A 20607-nucleotide genomic window follows, 5' to 3' on the forward strand; every position below is an offset into this window, starting at 1 on the left:
TCCCCCGACGCTGCCGGGGGAGCGCTCAAAATTCATGCGTTCATCAGAGCGGGCGGTATTCACGCGCTCGCTCGCGTTCGCGGACGAGCTCTTCTTCCGTAAGATCCGGGTTACGTTCGTCAAACCCCTGCCAACCCTCTTCACGATACATTGCGCGGCGCGCGTTGACATCGACCGGAGTGTTGTCGTCAAGGATCGAGCGGACGAGGTCGGTCTGGCTCTCTTCGGCCTGGACCGTGACGAGCGTCCCGCCTCGGCGAACGCCCTCGGCGTAGACGTGGGCATCTTCCTCACTGACACCAGCGCCTGTCATCGAGCCGATGATTCCGCCCGCGGCGCCGCCCGCAACTGCGCCTGCTGCAGCACCCGCAGCCGTTGCAGCAAGCCATCCGGCCGCCACCACGGGTCCAACGCCCGGAATTGCCAGCATTCCAAGACCGGCGAGAAGGCCACCGGCACCGCCTACGACAGCGCCCACGCCTGCGCCGGTCGCCGCACCTTCGCCCGCATGGCTTTCACCGTCACCCGCGCCGCCGCGGCGCACGATGCTTATGTCTGAAGACGCGACACCCGCATCTTCCAGGGCGTTTACGGCCGCACGCGCATCATCATAATCGTCAAAAAGTCCAGTAACTATCGTCATTAGGATTCTCCCTTGATGTCTTTATTTGGCGGATGCTGTGATATTGCCCTGGAAGTCGAGCTTTACCTCGACCGACTTTCCGTCCTTCATGGCAGTACCAGTCCAGATCCCGTCCTCGCCCTTCGTCAGGCCGCTAACATCGGTGTAACCTTGCCCTTCGATGCGTTCCTTGGCCTGACCTTCGGTGAAGCTGTTTGCGCCTGGAACGGGAGCCGCAGGATTGTTTGTGTCCGGCGTTGCAACCGCCGGCGTCTGCGCGTCCGGCTTTGTGGTTGTGTCCTGGGCATAAGCTGCCGAAAGAATGGAAAGTGCGCCAAGCGCAAGTGCGATACGTTTCATGGTTTCTCCTTTTTATGATCGGCGATCATGGAAGAACTAACCCATAGATCAGCGTGAAGTTCCGCGACGAACCGCGGCTTGAGGGCAGTTTATTTTTTTGCCATTCCGGAACTTTTGGGGCTGTGCTGTCATCGTTCCATAGCCGCGGCCCCGCGGTAGGATGACGTTTCGGGCAGCAGGTGCCCCAGGGACCATGCTCTGCACGACTGGGGCAGTGTCACCTTCGCGCTGAGGATCGCGCGGCAGGTGCCTCTTTCTAGATTTGAACCGGTTTGACGTTGTCTATTCTGATATTTCCACTGATAATTCCGCGCGCAAGATCGGTTCGATCGCGCTCTATTTCGATGACCGAATAGAGTTTGTCGTCTCTGAAGGCGCTTGCGTTTATGGTGGTAACATCGTCCGCCGGCGCCGCGTCGATCTCCATGAAGTCAAGTTCGCCGCCCGCAGCGACAATCCTGGCATCGCCTGTTGTTCGGGCAGCGACCGTGACTTCGCCCTGATAAGGCGAGTTTTGCCATCGCGGATCATCCGCCGACGCGGTCGGGACCAATCGGTAAACGTTGAGCGCCTCGCCACTTCCAACTTCTGACGAGGACCGGCTTTCGGCATCGGCAATTTGCGCTTGGCTTTCCACGGACTGGCCAAAGCTGGTGGGACTGCTTCTTCCTGTCTTATCTTCTTGACCGATGGACATAGCGAACCTCCTGTTGAATGTTCGCCAACGCCACCCCGCCGGGATTGTTCCAGGCGGGGCGTCGTCCCCCGGCATTGCCTGCGGTCGACAGTCGATTTCGACGGTCGCTCGGGATGGGCGTGTCATCAGGAAGGACGCCTAGCCGGTCTTATCTTCCCACATGGTCGAGCGGAGAAGCGCCTGCATGTGCTCAGCCAGGTCCAGTTCGCCTCGCGCCTCGACTTCCAAAAGATATCGAGCCTTGGTCTTACGGTCCGCTTCGCCAACTGCTGGATAGGCGCAGACAGCCAGCAGCGCCTTTTCTTCAGCTCGGCTGGCACTTTCGTGGTCGCGGCTGCTTCTGATCGTTTTTTGGAACGCCGCGTACATGGCCTCGTGCGCCGCGATCAGCGCCTGCAGATCGCGGGACAATGGCAGATTCCGGTCTGTCGATGCGGTGGCGGGCACCGGACCCGCAACCGTCGAGGCGATGATTGCACCGCCGGAATTGAGAAAGAAGGCGCGGCGATTGATCCTGGACATGACGTCTCCACTTCACTTCAACGCAGTCGCGCGATCGTATCACGCCCGACGGCACGTTCATGTCAGGAGAGGTCGGAACACAAGTGTCTCGCTTCTTTCTTACCCTTCACAACGCCTCCGGTTCGTAATCTCGCAGGCCCTGCTCTTTTGCGAACAGCACACAAGCGCCATAGGATCCCCGCGGGTCGTAAGCGAAGCCTTTTGCGGCGAGCGCCTGCGTGATCTCACGGATGCCCGACAATCCGTAGAGATGATCGTGCAGTTCAAGAAAGACCCGATCGATGCCGGCAAGCTCAGACTTGCAAAGCAGATCCTGTTCTGCGCCCTCAATATCCATGACGAGAACGTTGATGGCGTGGTGCGCGATGAAATCATCGATATTCGTTGAAGTCAGCGATATTTCGCGTTCGTAAGGACCTTGGTTTTTATCCATGGAAGACATCCAGAGATCCTTTCGGACATAGAACGGGATGGTGTGCGGTTCGCCCGCTGCCAGCAATCCTTGGGACAAAACCACGTTGCCGACGCTGTTCGCACTGATCACGCGTTGAGCAAGTGCTGCTGTCGATGGATTTGCTTCAAACGACCACACCTGGACACCTGAAATCTTTGCGATCAGCGAAGTGATCACTCCGATCCCTGCCCCCAACTCCAGCACCCGGTCATTCGCCCTGACGGCCTTGAACACCCACTTGGCTTCCTTTGCCTCGTAGCATCCACTGGTAAGCGCCTGCCAGATAACGGGTGATACTTCATCTGATGCCAGTGGCACCGTAATTCCGTGGACGGTCAGCAATTCGAACTCAAACTCCCTTGTTGGCTGAGGATGGCAGGCGGGCCATAGGACCAAGCGGCTAGCTACTCCTGCCCGACACTGCTTTCACATCAACAAGACCTTCATATTCAGTCAAGCTTACGCCATTGCTGGCCTGACGGAGATGGTCCAGTTGCGTCGCAGGTACGGGCCGGCCGATCAAGAAGCCTTGCACCTGCTCGCATCCAACCTGTTTGACGCAAGCGAACTGCTCCTCGGTCTCAATACCTTCCGCTATTGTCGTCATCCCGAGGCTTCGTCCAACGCCCGTCACCAGTTCCACGATGGCGAAGGCATCTGCGCGGGTGGTGACGTCGCGGATGAAAGAACGATCGATCTTGATCTTGTCGAAGGGAAAGCTCCTGAGACTGCCAAGCGACGAGTATCCCGTGCCAAAATCGTCCATCGCAATCTGGATGCCGACCGCCTTTAGTTGCGTCAAGGTCTCGAGCGTCTGTTCATTCTTGTCCAGGAGAACGGACTCGGTAATCTCCAGCTCCAGCCGGTCTGGATCGAGGCCGCTTTGAGTGACGATGGTGACGACGCTCTGAATGAGATTTCGGCTGCGGAACTGAACCGGCGACAGGTTGACCGCGACTTTGAGCGAGCGTGGCCAACGGGCAGCTTCCGTGCAGGCCGTCCTTAAGACCCAATCACCCAATTCATGGATCAACCCGATGTTTTCTGCCACCGGGATAAATTCGGATGGGGGAACCTGGCCACGTATCGGATGAAACCACCGCAGGAGGGCTTCATAGCCACAAATCTCACGGGTAATCGTGTTCACTTGCGGTTGGTAGAATATCTCGAGTTCGCCCTTCCGCAGCGCCTGCTTGAGATCGGCTTCGAATGACTTCTTTTCAGTCAACCTTGTTTGCATCTGGGACTGGAAGACGCACGCATGCCCGGAGCCGAGAGACTTTGCTTCGTAGAGCGCAAGGTCTGCCTGTTTGAACAATTCATCGGTCCCGGACCCAATCACCGACAGGGCAACGCCGACACAGGTGCCGATCTTTATCTCACGCTCGCTGACAAGATAGGGAAAGCTGATTTCATCCATGACATCGCGGGCAAAATCAAAAGCCTGCTGCTCGTTCAGCCCCGCGGTCAGGATGGCGAACTCATCTCCGCCCAACCGGCAGACGAGGTCGCCTTCGCCACCAAGCTTTGTAAGGCGGCTTGCCACACCCTGGAGCAGGCCATCACCGACGTCGTGGCCCAGCGTATCGTTCACATCCTTGAAGCCGTCGAGGTCAAGGAGAAAGATCACAGCGGTTGGTCCACCGGCTGTGGCTGTTTTCAACCGGTTTTCCAGATCCTGCCGGAACAGCACACGATTGGGAAGTCCGGTCAGGGCGTCATGGTGAGCCACATGTTTCAGCCGGTAGTTCTGCAGCTTCAATTCACCTGAAGCCTCGCGGAGATTGTCTGTCAGGTCCTTCATCTTGCGGTGAGCACCGTCAAGAAGGCTGTTGTGGCGCAAAAGGAGAACAACGAGCCCCACCCCGCAGAGTATGAGCCCACCTGCAAGGCCCGTATAGATCAGATGGAGCTGTCGCAATTCCGCCTGGGCGGCGTCTATCAGACCGACATCATATTCAACTGCAGTGGATGCAAGCGCTGTCATCGACGCATCGAGGGCGGCCATGGTTTTCAGCGTCGCTTTGAGGCCTTCGGTATCGAGGGTCTCGAACCGCTGATCAAGCACATCGAGCACTTTGGTCAGCTCTGAAAGCAGTTCGCGGCGCTGCGCGTCATCCTCGATAAAGCTATGGAGACTACCCTGCTTGAGCAGCTGCAACCGACCGATCATAATATCAAGACGCAGACGAACCTCATCGCGATCGGCGTCGTCCATACCCATGGCATAGGCCGCCACGCGATGTTCGAGCCTCATATATTCGGAGACAGTCTGTCCGATGGCCCAGGAGTCATTATAGCGGGCAAACTTCTGCAGCGCAGTCTGCCGCTCTGCAATGACATAGGCGATGTAGGCCGTCGCCACGACAAAGCAACAGATAATGATCCCTAGAAACCGTTTCACTGCGTCTCTACTCGATGATCAGTTTGGCCACCTGCCACGCGGATCGTGTGTAATAAGTCTGACTTTGCAGCTGCGGATCACTTTCGTAAGGATAGACAATAAACAACGGTCCCTTATCGCGGACCGGCATGTATTCTCCATCGCGCTTGAGGGCGAGCACGACCTTGAATTTCTTGAAATCGTCCAGCGGAATCGTCGTCACATAGTCGTTGAGCGCAACCGCGGTCACTTTCGTTCCGGTGGCGCCGACCAGTTCCATCAGCTTGTCGAGCGGCACGCCCTCGAAGCGTACGCGCTTGTCATACCAAGGCGTTGTCGTTTCGATGGTCTGCAAGCCGATGGCTTCCAGCATCGCACGGTCGAATTCGGCCGTGGAACCCTTGTTTGTGTTTTCAATTTTCCCGGAAATAACCAGAATAGGCTTGCCATCAGGCTTGGCAAGTGAACCAGCAGACGCGCCCGAAATCGTCGCAATCGACAAGGCCAGGTAGATGATTAGGCGGATTAGGCTCATTACATTTCTCCATGATCCATTAGTTTAATAGAGCAAATGAGCTAGACCAGCATTAAAAATAAACATCGGAAGCAATTCGCCGCACAGTTTCTTCGAATATCGACCCGCAGCACTCCTCAATCCGGCGTTTTGAGGTGTAGGGTGCGAACGATCCCTTGCGGGAAATCAGGCAACAGGACCTCTGGGCGATCTCAGCAGGACTTCTAGAACTTCGCGGAGCATTCATGTTCGACCACGTCAAATTCGGCGTCACCGACTATTCGGCAAGCAAAGCGTTCTTCCTAAAGGCGCTCGAACCGCTCGGCGTAGCGGTTGTCTCGGAGGGGTCGCCGACATACGGCGTCGAAATGAGCTCAAACGGCAAGGCATCACTTTGCCTGTACCAATCCGATGAGAAGCCAGCACATCTTCACTTGGCGTTCACGGCCGAGAATCGAAGGCAGGTCGAAGCTTTCTATCGCGCCGCTCTTGAGGCTGGCGGCAAAGACAATGGTGCGCCCGGTCTGCGCCCGCACTACCATGCGAACTACTATGCAGCTTTTGTCATTGGTCCGGACGGGCACAACATCGAAGCGGTTTGTCACACAGCCGAAGCCTGAAACACCGCAGTCACTTCATGTCGACAGTTTCGCCGGCAGTGTAGAAAACCATTGGAGGGCCGTATTCGTCCCCTTGCTTCACGTCCTGGCTCCAAGCAATGACGCCTGCATGCTTTGACGCCAAATCATCGGCAGCCGTCTGCGCCTCTTCCTCTCCGTCGAACCGTTGCGGTTCGCCGGATCGAAACAATTCTCCAGCTTCACCCTGATCATACACCGCTACAAAATAAACCTGTTTCATCCCATCTCCTGAAGGCACTGGACGATTTCGCCGAAATCGATTCCAGTCCATGACAATTTCTCGTTGTTTGTCAGACTGAAACGCGCAAGCCAAATGTGTGTTCCAAGGAGCGGTCGACCGACTCAGCCAAAAGACGTCGCAATGCCTCGTTCACGACAGTTGCACGCGGCAACGGCTTTTCAGATCACATCATCCAGGATTTTCGGCGGGATATGGGCTTCGTTCTGGACAGATACCGCTACGATCCCCTCGTCCTCTGCCATCCACGCGTCCAGGAGGGTGTAGGCAACCGCAAGCAGGGTCGGTCCCACGAATATTCCGAGAATCCCGAATGAGATCAGGCCGCCGATGACGCCTGCGAAGATCAGCAACAGCGGCAGGTCCGCCCCCTTTCGGATCAAGAACGGCCGCAGGAACCCGTCCATTGTCCCGGCGATGATGGCAAACAGCAAAAGTACTGTCGCCCAGAGGGTGTCGCCGCTGTAGTACATCCAGAAAACGGCGGGCGCCAACACCAAGGCAGGGCCGATCTGCATCAGGCAAAGGACAAAGACAAGGGCCGTCAATACGCCAGCCAATGGTATGCCGACGACGAGAAGCCCGATCGCGCTTACGGCAGTCTGCGCGACAGCTGTGACGACCACGCCGAGAGCAACGCCGCGGATGGCCCGGCCAGCGAGACGTACCGCCATTTCACCCCGGTCACCCCCAAGCCGATGCCCGAACCGGACGGCAGTCGCAGCGCCCTGCTCACCTTTTGCGTACATGATGGCGGCTATCGCGGTCGTTAAAAGAAACTCGAGGACCATGCCGCCAAGACTTCCCGCTGCCGCCGCAAACCAGTGCGCAAAGGAGCCGGCGTAGGGCTGGAGCCTCGGCCCGAGTTCATTCACGCCAAGGCGCCCAAGCCGTTCCCAGCTGTCATGCAGCCGCTCTCCGACCAGCGGAATTTCATTAAGCCAGATTGGCGGCTGCGGTAATTTGAGCGCAAGCGCAGTCTGGATGTTGTCCGTGATGCGATCCATGTTGTCCATGATGAGACTGATTGCCAGCAGGAACGGCACGATAAGGACAAGGAGAAGGACGACGGTCATGACGAACACGGCAACGCCGCGGCGGTTGCCCGTGTGACGCTGCACCCAGATCATCAGCGGCCACGTGGCGATGACCAGGGTCAAGGCCCAGATGATTGCCGCAAGAAATGGCAGCATGATCCAGATCGAGCTGACAAGCAGGCCACCAATAAAGAGGACCGCGAGTGTCACCCGGGTAATATCCTGGTTTCGAACACCGGTCGAAGGAGCAGTTCCCATCAGCTGATCGTCTCCCGTCCGCTCTGGCCCGGAGCCAGCCTTGCCATCGCGAGGACCTGGTTTGAGTACCTGAATTCGCCTGTTATCTCGATGCCCAACCAAACAGGACGCGGAAACAGGTCGCTTTCGCTTTGCAACTCGATTTCTGCAACCGTCAGTCCCTGATGAATGCCGTGGTATACATCAATTTCCCAGCGCTGGCCTGCATCGACAACTTCGTGGCGGGTCTTTTCAACAACAACGCCTACGCAGTGACGAAATATCTGGAGAGCGTCCGCGTAGGGTATTTCATATTGGAATTCTTCGCGTCGAAGTGGGCCGAGACGAACCTTTACCGTGAGTGTCGCACGTAAGTCATCGATGGTTCGAACCCGCACCGATCGCTGTGCGGCTGCCAGCAGATAGGCTTGGCGCAGAGTTGAACCGTTGGAGGCATATTTCCTCCAGCGTTTGTCCTTGACGAGGTATTTGCGTTCGATCTCGATAGCCAATTTTGCAGTTCCAGTAAGTTGTGGTTCAGTCCGTTAAGTTCGGTCAGGGCCGGCCTTAAGGATAGCCCTTGGACCCGAGCGCTTCAGCGATCTCCCTCGCGAGACTATCGGCCATCTCCGCGAATTCATCGCGCCGTTTCTCACGAATATTAACAGGCAGGTGTCGAGCATCTTCAAGCGCGCGTTCGGCTGCCGCGAGGTCGGAGCACAGCTCCTTAAATGCTTCGTTTCCCAGCATGAGTTGTCGAATGCGAAATGCGGATTCCGGAAATCTGCGAAGAGCCGCAGCCAATCCATCTTCCCGCTCCGTGTCCCAGGATCGCGACGTCATCGGTGCCTCCGCTGACTGCTCTCGTTTGTCGACGCATAGTATTGGAATAACTTCAGTTAGAGGCGTAAGATACTGTACCATACAGCCGTAAAGGACGGTTGCTTGTTCGGGGAAACAAGGGGTGAGCGTTGCCGCTGACGGCGTGCCGGTAGACAAGCAAGCTCTGCCGACGGATGCCGATGTCCTTGCGCAACTTGATCGCATTCGATCGAGTGCCGAATTCGATGTGCCTGAGCGCGCGCGCAGATTCCTGACGTATGTTGTTGAAGAGACAATTGCGGGTCGCGGCAACCGGATCAAAGCCTACTCGATCGCCATGGAAGTCTTTGGGCGCGAGTCATCGTTTGACGCGCAATTGGACCCCGTGGTCCGGATCCAGGCGGGTCTGATCAGGCGCGGCCTCGAACATTACTATCTCGTTGCCGGCAACGACGATCCAGTCGTTATCACCATGCCCAAGGGCGGCTACATTCCCATCTTCTCGCGCAAGGATCCGGTAACTGCAACCGACAGCTATTTTAAGCCGATTCATGGAAAAAACCTCGGCCGCCTCTTGGAGCGCGCGTCTCCTGGCAAATGGTCGGTACTGGTCTTGACCGCCATTGTCATTGGCTCAGTCATGTTCGCTGGCGGCTATCTGTTTCGCCTGGACCCGCTGGACCTTACGGGCGGAAATAGTATCAGGCAGGCTGGACCCGACATCCCGAAAGTGCTGGTCGAACCAATCGAGGACCTTTCGGGAACACAGCGCTCTGCAAATATTGCGCAGGATTTGACTGATGAAGTCATCAGTCAGCTTGCGAAATTCAAGGAAGTCGTCGTCGTAGCAGGACGCTCATCCGACGCTTCCAGCACGTTGTTTAGGATCAACGACACGCGGCCAAGCTTTGCGTTGCAAGGGCGTGTCCGCATCGACGGGGAGAAGCTTCGTTTAAGCACCCGGCTCATGAATGGCGCCGACAGCTCCATTGTGTGGACCGGCAACTACGAGAACGACCTAAAAGCCGAGGGGTTGGTCCAACTTCAAGGCGACATAGCTCGCTCCGTGGCCACCGCGCTGGCGCAACCTTACGGCATTCTCTTTCAGAAGGATTCGGCTCAGCTCGCACAATCACCGCCAAATAATATCGAGGCCTATACCTGCACTTTGGCCTATTATCGCTACCGCGCAAACCTTAATCCGCAAACCCACACTGCGGTCCAGAACTGCTTGAAGCGGGCCGTCGAGCGCTATCCGGGCTATGCAACTGCCTGGGCACTTCTTTCATTGACCTATCTCGATGAGGTCCGCTTTCGATACCGCCTGGACTCGCTGCCTGCCCCGTCGCTGGAGCTTGCGGCCTCAGCCGCAAAGCGGGCCACCGAACTCGATCCTCAAAACGTACGCGGTCTGCAGGCGGAGATGCTGACGTACTTCTTCCGGGGTCAAGTCCAGGAGTCACTGCAGATCGGCGCGCGCGCCTACGCGATCAACCCCAACGACACGGAACTATCCGGCGAGTATGGATTTCGCCTCGCATTATCAGGAAAATGGGACGAAGGTTGCAGGCTGATCGCCTCGGCGGTCTCGCGCAATCCGGGACCGTCCGGATATTTCGAAGCAGCGCTTGCCGTCTGCTCATACATGGCGGGCGATTATGTTGCGGCCGAACAATGGTCGCAATTGTCGGACCTTGGCCCCAATCCCATCTTTCACATTATACGCATGGCGATCCTCGGAAAGCTCGGCAAGCGCGAGGAAGCCGACATCGAACGGAAGTGGCTTGAACAAAATGCTCCGGCTTTTCTCCCGGACATCAGGAACGTCGTCGCCACGCGCATCCTTCGACCGGAAGACCAGTTGATCTTTATCGATGGGCTAAGAAAAGCGGGCCTTGCGATCCCGGGAAACTAGCCGCTTTGCTGCCCGCTCTGTAAGCGGGCGCCGTATATTACACGATGCTACACGTATTGGCGTTCGCATCGGTCTACACTCTAACCACATGAAACGGGCACAGCGCCCGCTCGAGGGAGGTAGCCGTGTTTCTCGATTACTCCGCGTTGGGTGTGCTCTTGTTCGTGGTCTTGACCCCGATTGATGGGATCATCGCCATTCACAATATCGATTAAGATGGTCGCGGCAACACATCCCTGGCCCGTTTTTAAGAGCCTGGCGGGCTATCGGGCCAATTGGCTGGGACGCGACATCGGTGCGGGTCTTGCGGTTGCCGCCGTTGGATTGCCGAGCGCCATCGCTTATCCGGCAATTGTCGGCCTACCCCCGGAAACAGGTATTTACGCCAGTATCGCGGCACCAATCGCCTATGCACTGTTGGGACCGTCTCAAAGGCTCGTACTCGGACCCGATGCGGCCACGATGACCGTGCTCGGCGCGGCCATCGTGTCAATCATAGCGTCGATGCCGGCGGACACAGCGGTTGACCGTGTAACAATAGCTTCGGCGTTGGGGCTCGCGGTCGGGGGAGTATGTCTGGCAGCCCGGCTGTTGCGGCTCGGGATCGTTGCCACGTTTCTGTCCCGCCCCATTCTGGTCGGCTTTTTCGCCGGTATCGCGATATCCATAGTCGTCGGTCAGATTGGCCGGCTGACGGGAGTGAAAATACAATCCGAAGGGCTTGTCGCACCCGTGCTCGAACTGATCGGCAAAAGCGCCGAAATCCATTGGCCGTCCCTGCTGCTCGGTGCCAGCATGTTCGTTCTCCTGCAAGCGGCAAACAGATTACGGCTCCCCATTCCCGGGCCAGTCCTTGTCGTCGTCCTTGCCATGGTCCTCTCGGCGCTTTTTGGATTTCGCGAAATGGGCGTGAAGGTGGTGGGGGACATTCCCCTCGGACTCCCATCGTTTTCTATTCCCTCGTTTCGTGGGCTGCCATTGGACAAGATGCTGCTCGGTGCTGCCGCGGTTTTTCTTGTGAGCTTTGGCGCGGGCATTATTACGGCGCGCAGTTTCGCGGCGCGCTCGGGTGAAGCGGTCGACGCCAATGGTGAACTGATTGGGCTCTCGGCCGGCAATATTGCTGCCGGTCTCTTCGGCGCATTTCCGATCAGCATGTCGGACTCGCGGACGGCGATCGCGTTCGCGGCGGGCGGCAGATCGCAAATTGTCGGGCTCGTCTCGGCAGCTACCCTGATCGCCACGCTGCTCTTCCTCGGAGAAGCATTGCGGATTTTGCCCCTGCCAGCGCTTGGAGCAATCCTCGTATCAGCGGCCATCGGCTTGATCGATATCGGCGAGTTGAAACGCATCTGGCAAATCAGCCGGCCCGAATTCGTGTTCGCCATGATCACCATGTGGGGCGCGATAAGCTTTGGCGTGCTCAATGGGGTGGTCATCGCTATCGCCGCGACCCTGGTCTACTTGTTGCGCAAGTCGATGTACCCCCGCGACGCCCAGCTCGGCCGCATTCCTGGCCGCGACGGACTCTATAAGCTGCATCGCTCGCCCGAGGCCGCCCCGATACAGGGTCTCGTGCTCTACATGATCCAGGGCAGCCTGCTTTTCGTCAACGCCGATTACGTTGGGGAGCGCATAAAGACCACGGTCCGCAAATTGGCGCCCGGATGCCGCTGGTTCGTCATAGACGCCAGCGCAATCGTCCAGGTCGACAGTACAGCCGCTGCAATGCTCGATGAAGTCAGGGAGGAACTTGCTGCCAAAGACATCAGGCTGTGCCTTGCGGAGGTCCACACCGAGGTGAGGGAAATACTTGAACGCAGCGGCGTGATCGAGCGTATCGGCACGCAATGTGTCTTCGATGATTTGGAAGACGCGGTCGCTGCTTTTCAGACTGAAGCAGAGCAGCCTCGCGCCCAAGAAGGATTGTTGTCATCGGCATTGCCGATCCACGTTTCGGAGGTGAAAAGATGAGTAAGGACAATCACAAGTCTGCTGCCACGGAAGTTGACGACAAGAAGGGTTTCAAGGACCGCTACAACAAGGAGATGAGAAAGCTTCAGATCGAGCTTGCGCATCTGCAGGCATGGGTAAAGAAATCAGGGGCCCGTGTCGTCATCCTGTTCGAGGGGCGCGATGCAGCCGGCAAGGGGGGCATGATCAAACGGATTACCGAGCGTGTGAGCCCGCGGGTTTTTCGTGTAATCGCCCTGCCAGCGCCAAGTGATCGGGAAAAATCCCAGATCTTCATGCAGCGCTACATTGGATACCTGCCCGCTGCCGGGGAGATCGTGATCTTTGACCGGAGCTGGTACAACCGGGCAGGCGTCGATCGCGTGATGGGCTTCTGCAGTGAAAAAAAGGCCCGCCGCTTTCTTGAGCTGGCTCCGCGTTTTGAAGCAGCCATCGTCGAGAGCGGCATCATTCTGTTGAAGTATTTCCTGACAGTCAGCGAGGAGGAGCAAGACCGCCGCTTCCGTCGTCGCATTGACGATCCGTTGCGGCAATGGAAGCTCAGTCCGATGGACATAACATCCTATCAGCGGTGGTGGGATTATACGCGGGCCTATGACGAAATGCTCAAAATGACGGACAGCCAACACGCACCGTGGTGGATCGTGCCATCCGACGACAAGGAGCGCGCGCGTATAAATTGCATTTCTCACATCCTCAAATCGATCCCTTATGAAAGGGTCAAGTTTGACGAACCCGATCTTGGCAAACGCCAAAAGCGGCCCGGCGACTACATCGACCCCGAGATGACCCTAAACGTGGTTCCGAGGATTCTCTAAGCGACGAGGTGCTGGCCTCATATTCTCGACGAAGTGGAGGAAAGAGATGTCTGACAAAAAAGAACTTGACGTGAACGCGATGCCTCCGAGTGCGACGGAGCTTCGCCAGGAAGTTAAGAAGCGGGAGTCGGAGGAGACAAAAAAGCAGGCGAAAGCCAAGTCCGTCCAAGAACAGAAGATCGCCGATTTCGCCGAAGACTTTCTCAAGAACCATGTCGGCGAGGCGGACATTCTCGCTGTACGCCGCGCCGTGGCGGCTGCGGTCGAAAACGGCAAATTCGAAGCCATGGTCTACACCTTCTCCTCAGACCTTTGTTCGGATAGCGGCCGTGCGATCAATAGCGGCGACAAGAGCTGGCCTGAGACCCTTCAGGGGAAGGCGAAGGAATTTTACGATCGCTACCAGAAATTCGGTAAGCCGCAAGGCTTCAGGCTCAAGGCAATGATCATCAGTTTCCCCAATGGAATGCCCGGCGACGTCGGCTTCTTCCTGAATTGGGGTTCCGATCTAGGCAGCTGAACAGCAAGTTACTCAAAAGGAAGCCGAAACATGAAGTTAGCGCTTTTGCTGGTCTTGCTTTCAGTGTCGCCGGTCAACGCAATGAGTGCAGCCGAACTCTTGAAAGCCGATAAGGGATTCGCCTCAGGCTACATTTTCGGTGCAATCGAGTATCAGATTGCCGTCGCATGCGATGACGATGTCTCGGTGCGCCGTCAGGAAATTCGCAAGTGTCTTGTCGACGGCAAATTCATGTCCCAACAGCTCTATGGGACAGTCATCAGCTTCATCAAAATTCATCCTGAACAAACGAGCGCGGTGGGTGCGATCGTGCACGCGGTGGACGAAATTTGCCCCCGCTCCGGGAGATAGCAACAATGAGAGCCACGAACGCCTATGTATTGAAATCAGCGATTGCCATCCGCCAGATCTCGTGTGCATTGGCAATCTCGTGCCTCAGCGTTTCCGCCCTCGCGGAGGCGCCATCCTTCACAAAACTTCAAGCGATGTGCGGCAATGTGAAGGACCCCTTGGACCATGGATATTGTGTGGGGTTTCTGGAAGCGGTTGCGCTTCGTATTGTCCACGACAACAAGCACTGCACGATCCTTCAAGAATATATCGACCACCCCAACTCAAGCCTCGCATTCCCGGATTTGATCGCAGACGTGGATCCCAAGGAATATTCGGGGAGCGCTCTCGAAGGCGTCGAAAAGTATTTCCTCAACAAAGGCTGCATGTAGGGTATCGGTCAGGAAATGAGCGCGAAAGCCAGGGAAACACGGCGCATTTTCTTCAGAGAGTTCTTTCGCCAGCTCGGAGTTGTTTGGCCAATCCTGTCCGGAATTCTTGTGTTGATGGTAGGGTTTGGGCTCTTGATTGGCAGAATAGAAGATTGGCAGGCAATGGACACGCTCTACTTCACCTTCGTTACCGGCCTGACAATAGGCTATGGTGATCTCGCGCCGACCCACGCTTCATCGCGCTTGCTGGCTGTGGGGATTGGTTTTTGTGGAATCGTCATGACTGGGCTCATCGCGGCGGTCAGCGTGCAAGCGCTTGTAGCTGCAGCCACAGCCAGGAAGTGATGACTATCGTACGCAGTGGATTTCAGTATCGCATAATTTTTAATTCAAAGCAGAGCACAGGAGAAGATCATGCATTTATTCGCTTGGACTACCCTAGCAGTCGCTGTCCTCGCCGTTCCATGTGAGGCCGCCGTCACCAAATATGGTTCGGCGGCGGGCTGGGACATATATGTCGACGACACCATGGGACCTGGTTGCCTTATCATGCGGGACAATCCCGATGGTGAAACACAGGCGCAGATCGGTATCGATGCGACCGCGGCCCCCCGCGGCTTTCTCGCGCTTTATACCAAGACACCCACAAAAATTACCGCCGGTGAAAAGCTTGATGTCGTTTTCGATGTCGATGGTCAGAAATACACGGGCGTAGCCAAGGGACAGCAGATGCAAGGATATGACGGCGCATATGTTCCGTTCGACAACCTCGATTTCATCTACGACCTCGCCAAGAAGAAGGCACTGACGATCACCGCGAAAGGACGCAAAACCGTGGTGGTAAATCTCACCGGCACCGATGACGCGTTCAAGGCGTTGCGGGCTTGTCAGGCCGCCCAGAAATAGCCGGAAGCCTTTCTGATGCCCGCGACATGGGACCAACCCATGTCGCGGCAGCGCCCTTGGTCAGGCAAGCAACATCACCAGCACCATACCCCAGATGGTCAGCAGCGTATTCCCCACCGCATAGGTAACCGTATAGCCGAGGCCGGGGATCGTGCTCTTTGCCCGGTCGTTGATCATGCCAAGGGAAGCAGTGGTCGTTCGAGCGCCTGAGCAGCACCCCAAAAGGATGGCGGGATGGAACCGGAATACGTATTTCCCGACATACATGGCGAGGACGAGCGGGATGGTGGTCACGACAATGCCCCAGAGGAAGAGGCTGAAACCGAGCTGCTTCAACCCCGCTACAAAGCCCGGCCCGGAAGAAATTCCGACCACCGCGATGAAAATATTGAGGCCGACTGAATTCATGAACCAGACGGTCGATGAGGGAATGCGGCCAAACGTTGGATGTACCGAGCGCAGCCAGCCGAAGAAGAGCCCTGAAATCAACGCACCGCCTGACGTCGACAGAGTGAGCGGAACGCTGCCGATCTTGAAGACAAACGCGCCAACGAGCGCACCGATAGCGATAGCCCCGCCGATGAAGGCGACATCGGCGATGTCGGTCTGCCGGTCGGGTACTCCGAGAGCCTTGGTCGCTGCTGTGGTATCCTGGGTCCGCCCCACGATTGTGACGATATCGCCGCGGTTGATTTGGGTGTTAGGCAGGATTGGGATCGATATTGCGGTGGCGCCCCGCGTTATCTTTCGCAGAAACACACCACGTGCTGACGGCATTTTTGCGAGTTCAGCCAGGGTCTTTCCATCGACCTCCTTATTGGTCACAAATACGTCAACGCCTTCAGCCGGAACCGCCAAAAGCTGCGGATCGTCGATTTCTTCGGCGGTGTGGCCAATGACATTTACGAGGACTTCGCGGCGCCCGGCGACGGCGACGATGTCGCCCGCCTGAATCACAGTGTCGGCGGTGGCGTCCAAGAGCTTGCCGCCGCGGCGTATGCGCTCGATGAAAACCCGTTGCTCCGGAAGGAGTGCTTCGGCTTCGTGCGCCGTCTTGCCGATGATGGGTCCACCTTCGCGCACGCGGTAGGCACGCAATTCGTAGTGGTGCCAGGCCGTGCCAGCGCCCCCGATTTCCTTGTCGCCGCCGCCTTGTTCCTGCTCGTAGCGTTTGCACTCCGCTTCTAGATCGATCCCGAGCAAGGCGGGTCCGAGAAGCGCAAGCACAATAGCTGAGCCTACGGTGCCGAAGATATAAGTAACGGCATAGGCAACAGGCATTGCATCAAGCAAGGCCTTCGTCTGGTCGGGCGGCAGCGCTAGACGATTGATGGCATCGGTTGCAAGCCCCATGGAAGCCGAAATAGTTTGCGATCCCGCGTAGAGGCCGACAGCGGAGCCGACGTCATAGCCCGCGAGAATTGCGCCAAAGTAAGCAGTCACCAGACAGAACAGGCAGACAACGACAGCAAACAGAGCCTGTGGAATCCCGTCTTTGGCGATGCCCCTGACAAATTGCGGACCAACGCCATAACCAATGGCGAACAGAAACATCAGGAAAAATGTTGCCTTCAACGGCGGCGAGATGGTGATGCCGAGCTGTCCTATGAGGACGGCGGCAATGAGGGTGGCCGTAACCGCGCCCAGTCCAAGGCCCTTATAGGTGAAGGACCCGAAATAGTAACCGAGCGCAAGAGACAGGAAAATGGCGATTTCGGGATAGCTGCGCAGCGCACTAACGAACCAGTCTATCATCATGCCCCTCCCAGAAAGCTGAAAGAAACGCCCCGCCATCCAACAATTTGGAACGGTCCATCGTTGTCGGCCAGGACAGATCAATCATGCGAGCTTTACACTGCGGAGCCCAGGGAAAAAGTAGTATCCTGTATCATACTGTATGGTACGTGCTGCAAACCTGGAGGGTTTGCTAGTCTCAACTGTGACGACTTCAAGTAGTTTGAAGAGTTGCACTATGGCTTACCAGCTTCCCGATTCTGCTCGCCGAAGTGAAAGCCGGAATGATTTTTCCAAAACTGCCGTGGCTACTTTGTATTACCGGGGAGGAAGACCCTATGACAGTCATCGATTACCGCGACTACGAGAAGATGAGCCCGTTTGAAATAAAGGACGGCTTGATCAAGCTCGCCAAACGCAGTTCACAGAAATCGGCAAAGGTGCTGCTCAATGCAGGGCGCGGCAATCCGAACTGGATTGCGACCAGGCCTCGCGAGGGGTTCTTCCTGTTCGGCCAGTTCGCCTTGTCCGAATGCCGCCGTACGATGGACAATCCCACCGCTGGCGTTGCGGGCATGCCGCAGCAGAAGGACATCGCCGAGCGCTTCAAGGCCTGGATCGAGAAGCATGCCGATATGCCGGGCGCAGACTTCCTGGCGAAGATGGTTGAACATGCCGTCACGGCTTTCGGATTTGACGCGGACGCCTTTGTCTTCGAGCTAACGGATTCGATCATTGGCGATAATTACCCTGTGCCTGATCGCATGCTGGTCCATGCCGAACAGGTGGCGCACCGCTACCTCATGTGGGCGATGTGCGGCGACAAGGTTCCACCCGGCAAATTCGACCTTTATGCGGTGGAAGGCGGCACTGCCGCGATGTGTTACATCTTCAAGTCATTGATCGCCAACCGCATCCTCAAGAAGGGCGATACGATCGCGCTGGGGACGCCCATATTCACGCCTTACATCGAGATCGCGGAACTTGAAGACTATGCGTTCAAGGCCGTCCACATCAAGGCTACGCAAGAGCATCGGTTCCAATACTCGGACGAGGAGATAAAGAAGCTCGAGGATCCGAAGATAAAGGCCTTCTTCGTCGTCAACCCCGGCAACCCTACTTCGATGGCGATCGATGCGCCTACAATCAAGAAGATCGTGGATCTCGTCAAGAAGAAGCGGCCCGACTTGCTGCTGCTGACCGACGATGTCTATGGCACCTTCGTGCCGGGCTTCCGCTCATTGATCGCCGAGCTGCCGGAAAATACCATCGGCGTCTACTCGTTCTCGAAATACTTTGGTTGCACTGGCTGGCGGCTTGGCCTTATCGCCATCCATGAGAAGAACATCCTGGACGAGATGACAAAGAAGCTGCCGCAAAAGGAACTGGAGGCCGTCGACAAGCGCTACATCTCGATCACACTCGAGCCCCGCAAGCTCAAGATGATTGACCGGATCGTCGCTGACAGTCGCGACGTCGCTCTCAATCACACCGCAGGTCTGTCCCTGCCGCAACAGGTGATGATGACCATGTTTTCGCTCAGCGAATTGATGGACACAGAAAAGCTCTACCAGAAGGCGTGCATGGATATCTGTCACAGCCGCGTCGATAGTCTTCTTGAAGGCCTGCCGCTTGATGTCCAGCCAAATCCAAACTTTGCCTATTATTACGGCACGATCGACTTCGAATTTTGGCTGCGCAGATATGTCGGCGACGACATGGTAAAGTGGCTGAAAAAGCATGTCCATCCGCTCGACCTCGTCTATCGCCTGGCGGAAGACCATTCGATCGTGCTTCTCAATGGCGGCGGTTTCGATGCGCCGAACTGGAGCGTCCGCGTCTCCTTCGCCAATCTTTCCGATGATGTCTATGACGATATTGGCAGAGGCGTCCGCGCTGTCGCACGTGGATACATTGATACGTTCAATGCATCGAAAAAGGGAAAGTAGGCTTGGCGCGTGCAATTAGCCGGCAAACTCAATGTCGATCGTGCGAACTGACAGTCGATCGACAGAGGGCACCATTTGGAGGGCAATATGTACAGGGTTCGAGTAGCGCTTTTGGTCACGCTGTTTGCCACAGTGACCGGATATGGTGCGCAAGCGGCCACGATAGAGGATCTCCAGGGTGCCTGGGCGATGAAAGGCAGCAAATGCGAAGAGATTTTTCGCAAGGTCGGCAGTAAAATCGAGTTCAAGGATAGGATTGCTTCAACCACAACCGGCCTCCTTTTCGCTGGCAACAAGGTTGCGGGGCCGATGGCGGTCTGTACGGTCACGAAGATTCGAAAGAAGTCGTCGCATCTTTCGGCCCAGCTATCCTGTGAGACGTCGATGATCGTTGAAAACGTTTCCGTCGGGTTCGACATTCCCAACCCGTCGGAGCTTAAGCGGTTCGATCCCTTCGGCGAGAACACATATGTAACTTACCAGAAGTGCGATTTGTAGCGGCATCAGGCGGCATGTATTGACAGGACTAATTGTCTGACCTAAGTCAGATAAATGCCTTACGACCCAGTTTTTCGCGTCCGTCGCTTCAACCGTGCTGTCACCGCCGAAGTCGGAGCTCTCGATACCTCGTTCCTCGGACGTGGCCGTCCGCTTGGCGCGGCACGCGTGCTTAATTTGATCGGCCAAGGGCAATCGGATGTTGCGGCTATCCGTGATGATCTCGATCTCGACTCGGGTCTCATGAGCCGTCTGCTGCGCAGCCTTGAAGAGGAAGGTCTCATTGAGACTGTATCCAATCCGCAGGATGCGCGTCGGCGCATCGCCAGGTTGACCGAAACCGGCCGCTGCGAGTTTCAGGCATACGAAGCGCTTTCCAATGCGCAGGCGACAGCATTTCTGGCGCGCCATTCCCAGCCGGAAGAACTTCTACGCGCCATGGATATTGTTGCTTCCGCGCTGAGGCGCAGCCACATCGCGGTCGAGGAGAAAGATCCGCGAAACGCGGACGCCATCTATTGTCTCGGCGAATACTACGCCGAGCTTGGGCGCCGTTTCGAGAAGGGTTTCGACGTGTCGCTGTCGCGTGATCCGGACGCCGGGGATATGATCCGCCCGCGCGGCGTATTCCTGGTAGCCACATCGGATTCTCTGCCGATAGGCTGTGTCGGGTTGAAGGGCAGTGGCGGCGACGTGGCGGAGATCAAAAGGCTTTGGGTCGCGCCATCAGCACGGGGACTTGGGCTGGCAAAACGGCTTATGGCTGCCGCCGAAAATTGCGCCTGTGAACTATCCATAGAGGTCCTGCGTCTGGATACGAATAGTGCGCTGACCGAAGCACAGCAGCTTTATCGCAGAACCGGTTGGACTGAGATCTCACGTTTCAATGACGACCCCTACCCTGACACGTTCTTCGAGAAGCGCCTCTAAAGCGGCGGCGGCCCAGACCGTCGTTGGTCGATCGTGCGTGGTTTGATCCCGACTACCCATTATACGGCCAGCCATACCCTCCTGATTAATGGATGAGCGAACCTATGCTTTGGT

General features: G+C 56.7%; 24 protein-coding genes. 12 read left to right on the forward strand and 12 right to left on the reverse strand.

The window, feature by feature from the left end:
- Positions 1-43: 43 nt before the first annotated feature.
- The 7 genes from HQ945_RS18595 to HQ945_RS18625 all read right to left on the reverse strand — a co-directional run bounded on the left by HQ945_RS18595 (position 44) and on the right by HQ945_RS18625 (position 5573).
- Positions 44-643 (reverse strand): hypothetical protein, encoded by a 600-nt coding sequence (locus HQ945_RS18595; RefSeq protein ID WP_113281037.1) that lies wholly within the window; start codon positions 641-643, stop codon positions 44-46.
- 21 nt (positions 644-664) lie between these two features.
- Positions 665-982 carry a PepSY domain-containing protein gene (locus HQ945_RS18600; protein ID WP_027232748.1) on the reverse strand — a complete coding sequence of 106 codons (318 nt, stop codon included), beginning with the start codon at positions 980-982 and terminating at the stop codon, positions 665-667.
- 256 nt (positions 983-1238) lie between these two features.
- The gene (locus HQ945_RS18605; protein WP_174208387.1) at positions 1239-1679 is read right to left on the reverse strand and encodes a hypothetical protein; all 441 of its coding nucleotides are present in this window, start codon (positions 1677-1679) and stop codon (positions 1239-1241) included.
- 138 nt (positions 1680-1817) lie between these two features.
- Entirely contained in the window at positions 1818-2201 is a 384-nt protein-coding gene (locus HQ945_RS18610) for a hypothetical protein (RefSeq protein ID WP_174208388.1), read from the reverse strand.
- A gap of 106 nt (positions 2202-2307) precedes the next feature.
- Complete coding sequence (locus HQ945_RS18615) at positions 2308-2997, reverse strand: FkbM family methyltransferase (RefSeq protein WP_174208389.1); 690 nt, start codon at positions 2995-2997, stop codon at positions 2308-2310.
- 58 nt (positions 2998-3055) lie between these two features.
- Complete coding sequence (locus HQ945_RS18620; protein ID WP_174208390.1) at positions 3056-5059, reverse strand: EAL domain-containing protein; 2004 nt, start codon at positions 5057-5059, stop codon at positions 3056-3058.
- A gap of 7 nt (positions 5060-5066) precedes the next feature.
- Positions 5067-5573, reverse strand: a complete 507-nt coding sequence (locus tag HQ945_RS18625; protein ID WP_027232744.1) for a putative pterin-binding protein — start codon at positions 5571-5573, stop codon at positions 5067-5069.
- A 224-nt stretch (positions 5574-5797) separates the two neighbouring features.
- Here HQ945_RS18625 and HQ945_RS18630 point away from each other — a divergent pair, with 224 nt between their 5' ends.
- On the forward strand, positions 5798-6172 hold the full coding sequence (locus tag HQ945_RS18630) for a VOC family protein (RefSeq protein WP_174208391.1): 375 nt from the start codon (positions 5798-5800) through the stop codon (positions 6170-6172).
- 10 nt (positions 6173-6182) lie between these two features.
- Here HQ945_RS18630 and HQ945_RS18635 read toward each other — a convergent pair whose 3' ends face one another.
- From HQ945_RS18635 to HQ945_RS18650, 4 genes are all read right to left on the reverse strand, one after another.
- Positions 6183-6413, reverse strand: a complete 231-nt coding sequence (locus tag HQ945_RS18635; protein WP_153670178.1) for a hypothetical protein — start codon at positions 6411-6413, stop codon at positions 6183-6185.
- Positions 6414-6592: 179 nt separating this feature from the next.
- Positions 6593-7726 carry an AI-2E family transporter YdiK gene (gene ydiK / locus HQ945_RS18640; protein WP_174208392.1) on the reverse strand — a complete coding sequence of 378 codons (1134 nt, stop codon included), beginning with the start codon at positions 7724-7726 and terminating at the stop codon, positions 6593-6595.
- Complete coding sequence (locus HQ945_RS18645; protein WP_174208393.1) at positions 7726-8217, reverse strand: CYTH domain-containing protein; 492 nt, start codon at positions 8215-8217, stop codon at positions 7726-7728. The genes ydiK and HQ945_RS18645 overlap by 1 nt, the downstream gene beginning before the upstream one ends.
- Before the next feature lie 55 nt (positions 8218-8272).
- Positions 8273-8548: a hypothetical protein gene (locus tag HQ945_RS18650; RefSeq protein ID WP_155810927.1), complete on the reverse strand. Its 276-nt coding sequence runs from the start codon at positions 8546-8548 to the stop codon at positions 8273-8275.
- A gap of 121 nt (positions 8549-8669) precedes the next feature.
- On the opposite strand from HQ945_RS18650, the gene HQ945_RS18655 reads away from it, so the two are divergent.
- The 8 genes from HQ945_RS18655 (at position 8670) to HQ945_RS18690 (ending at position 15382) form a co-directional block, all read left to right on the forward strand.
- A complete protein-coding gene (locus HQ945_RS18655) occupies positions 8670-10442 on the forward strand; it encodes a hypothetical protein (protein WP_174208394.1) in 1773 nt (590 codons plus the stop codon).
- Between the two features lie 216 nt (positions 10443-10658).
- A complete protein-coding gene (locus HQ945_RS18660) occupies positions 10659-12416 on the forward strand; it encodes a SulP family inorganic anion transporter (RefSeq protein ID WP_113281029.1) in 1758 nt (585 codons plus the stop codon).
- Positions 12413-13234 carry a polyphosphate kinase 2 gene (gene ppk2 / locus HQ945_RS18665; protein ID WP_027232739.1) on the forward strand — a complete coding sequence of 274 codons (822 nt, stop codon included), beginning with the start codon at positions 12413-12415 and terminating at the stop codon, positions 13232-13234. The genes HQ945_RS18660 and ppk2 overlap by 4 nt, the downstream gene beginning before the upstream one ends.
- Positions 13235-13280: 46 nt before the next feature.
- Entirely contained in the window at positions 13281-13754 is a 474-nt protein-coding gene (locus tag HQ945_RS18670) for a histidine kinase (protein WP_113281028.1), read from the forward strand.
- Positions 13755-13784: 30 nt separating this feature from the next.
- Entirely contained in the window at positions 13785-14105 is a 321-nt protein-coding gene (locus tag HQ945_RS18675) for a hypothetical protein (RefSeq protein WP_113281027.1), read from the forward strand.
- A gap of 5 nt (positions 14106-14110) precedes the next feature.
- A complete protein-coding gene (locus HQ945_RS18680) occupies positions 14111-14476 on the forward strand; it encodes a hypothetical protein (protein ID WP_113281026.1) in 366 nt (121 codons plus the stop codon).
- A 15-nt stretch (positions 14477-14491) separates the two neighbouring features.
- The gene (locus tag HQ945_RS18685) at positions 14492-14821 is read left to right on the forward strand and encodes a potassium channel family protein (RefSeq protein ID WP_091924185.1); all 330 of its coding nucleotides are present in this window, start codon (positions 14492-14494) and stop codon (positions 14819-14821) included.
- Between the two features lie 69 nt (positions 14822-14890).
- On the forward strand, positions 14891-15382 hold the full coding sequence (locus HQ945_RS18690; RefSeq protein ID WP_027232734.1) for a hypothetical protein: 492 nt from the start codon (positions 14891-14893) through the stop codon (positions 15380-15382).
- A gap of 60 nt (positions 15383-15442) precedes the next feature.
- Here the strand turns inward: HQ945_RS18690 and aspT are convergent, their stop codons facing one another.
- Positions 15443-17137 (reverse strand): aspartate-alanine antiporter, encoded by a 1695-nt coding sequence (gene aspT / locus HQ945_RS18695; protein WP_113281025.1) that lies wholly within the window; start codon positions 17135-17137, stop codon positions 15443-15445.
- Positions 17138-17454: 317 nt separating this feature from the next.
- Here aspT and HQ945_RS18700 point away from each other — a divergent pair, with 317 nt between their 5' ends.
- The 3 genes from HQ945_RS18700 to HQ945_RS18710 all read left to right on the forward strand — a co-directional run bounded on the left by HQ945_RS18700 (position 17455) and on the right by HQ945_RS18710 (position 20493).
- A complete protein-coding gene (locus tag HQ945_RS18700; RefSeq protein WP_113281024.1) occupies positions 17455-19065 on the forward strand; it encodes a bifunctional aspartate transaminase/aspartate 4-decarboxylase in 1611 nt (536 codons plus the stop codon).
- A gap of 87 nt (positions 19066-19152) precedes the next feature.
- Positions 19153-19563 carry a hypothetical protein gene (locus HQ945_RS18705; RefSeq protein ID WP_162737210.1) on the forward strand — a complete coding sequence of 137 codons (411 nt, stop codon included), beginning with the start codon at positions 19153-19155 and terminating at the stop codon, positions 19561-19563.
- 54 nt (positions 19564-19617) lie between these two features.
- Positions 19618-20493, forward strand: a complete 876-nt coding sequence (locus tag HQ945_RS18710) for a bifunctional helix-turn-helix transcriptional regulator/GNAT family N-acetyltransferase (RefSeq protein WP_113281022.1) — start codon at positions 19618-19620, stop codon at positions 20491-20493.
- Positions 20494-20607: the final 114 nt, after the last annotated feature.

The sequence above is a fragment of the Phyllobacterium pellucidum genome (assembly GCF_013327855.1).
Taxonomy (GTDB): Bacteria; Pseudomonadota; Alphaproteobacteria; order Rhizobiales; family Rhizobiaceae; genus Phyllobacterium; species Phyllobacterium pellucidum.

What these genes read in the sequence shown, in the direction of transcription:
- HQ945_RS18680 (WP_113281026.1), top strand. Translation starts at nt 14,111, where the DNA reads ATGAGAGCCACGAACGCCTATGTATTGAAATCAGCGATTGCCATCCGC.
- aspT (WP_113281025.1), bottom strand. Translation starts at nt 17,137, where the DNA reads ATGATAGACTGGTTCGTTAGTGCGCTGCGCAGCTATCCCGAAATCGCC.
- HQ945_RS18625 (WP_027232744.1), bottom strand. Translation starts at nt 5,573, where the DNA reads ATGAGCCTAATCCGCCTAATCATCTACCTGGCCTTGTCGATTGCGACG.
- HQ945_RS18635 (WP_153670178.1), bottom strand. Translation starts at nt 6,413, where the DNA reads ATGAAACAGGTTTATTTTGTAGCGGTGTATGATCAGGGTGAAGCTGGA.
- ydiK (WP_174208392.1), bottom strand. Translation starts at nt 7,726, where the DNA reads ATGGGAACTGCTCCTTCGACCGGTGTTCGAAACCAGGATATTACCCGG.
- HQ945_RS18705 (WP_162737210.1), top strand. Translation starts at nt 19,153, where the DNA reads ATGTACAGGGTTCGAGTAGCGCTTTTGGTCACGCTGTTTGCCACAGTG.
- HQ945_RS18610 (WP_174208388.1), bottom strand. Translation starts at nt 2,201, where the DNA reads ATGTCCAGGATCAATCGCCGCGCCTTCTTTCTCAATTCCGGCGGTGCA.
- HQ945_RS18605 (WP_174208387.1), bottom strand. Translation starts at nt 1,679, where the DNA reads ATGTCCATCGGTCAAGAAGATAAGACAGGAAGAAGCAGTCCCACCAGC.
- HQ945_RS18650 (WP_155810927.1), bottom strand. Translation starts at nt 8,548, where the DNA reads ATGACGTCGCGATCCTGGGACACGGAGCGGGAAGATGGATTGGCTGCG.
- HQ945_RS18675 (WP_113281027.1), top strand. Translation starts at nt 13,785, where the DNA reads ATGAAGTTAGCGCTTTTGCTGGTCTTGCTTTCAGTGTCGCCGGTCAAC.
- HQ945_RS18595 (WP_113281037.1), bottom strand. Translation starts at nt 643, where the DNA reads ATGACGATAGTTACTGGACTTTTTGACGATTATGATGATGCGCGTGCG.
- HQ945_RS18710 (WP_113281022.1), top strand. Translation starts at nt 19,618, where the DNA reads ATGCCTTACGACCCAGTTTTTCGCGTCCGTCGCTTCAACCGTGCTGTC.
- HQ945_RS18670 (WP_113281028.1), top strand. Translation starts at nt 13,281, where the DNA reads ATGTCTGACAAAAAAGAACTTGACGTGAACGCGATGCCTCCGAGTGCG.
- HQ945_RS18700 (WP_113281024.1), top strand. Translation starts at nt 17,455, where the DNA reads ATGACAGTCATCGATTACCGCGACTACGAGAAGATGAGCCCGTTTGAA.
- HQ945_RS18600 (WP_027232748.1), bottom strand. Translation starts at nt 982, where the DNA reads ATGAAACGTATCGCACTTGCGCTTGGCGCACTTTCCATTCTTTCGGCA.
- HQ945_RS18660 (WP_113281029.1), top strand. Translation starts at nt 10,659, where the DNA reads ATGGTCGCGGCAACACATCCCTGGCCCGTTTTTAAGAGCCTGGCGGGC.
- HQ945_RS18690 (WP_027232734.1), top strand. Translation starts at nt 14,891, where the DNA reads ATGCATTTATTCGCTTGGACTACCCTAGCAGTCGCTGTCCTCGCCGTT.
- HQ945_RS18630 (WP_174208391.1), top strand. Translation starts at nt 5,798, where the DNA reads ATGTTCGACCACGTCAAATTCGGCGTCACCGACTATTCGGCAAGCAAA.
- ppk2 (WP_027232739.1), top strand. Translation starts at nt 12,413, where the DNA reads ATGAGTAAGGACAATCACAAGTCTGCTGCCACGGAAGTTGACGACAAG.
- HQ945_RS18685 (WP_091924185.1), top strand. Translation starts at nt 14,492, where the DNA reads ATGAGCGCGAAAGCCAGGGAAACACGGCGCATTTTCTTCAGAGAGTTC.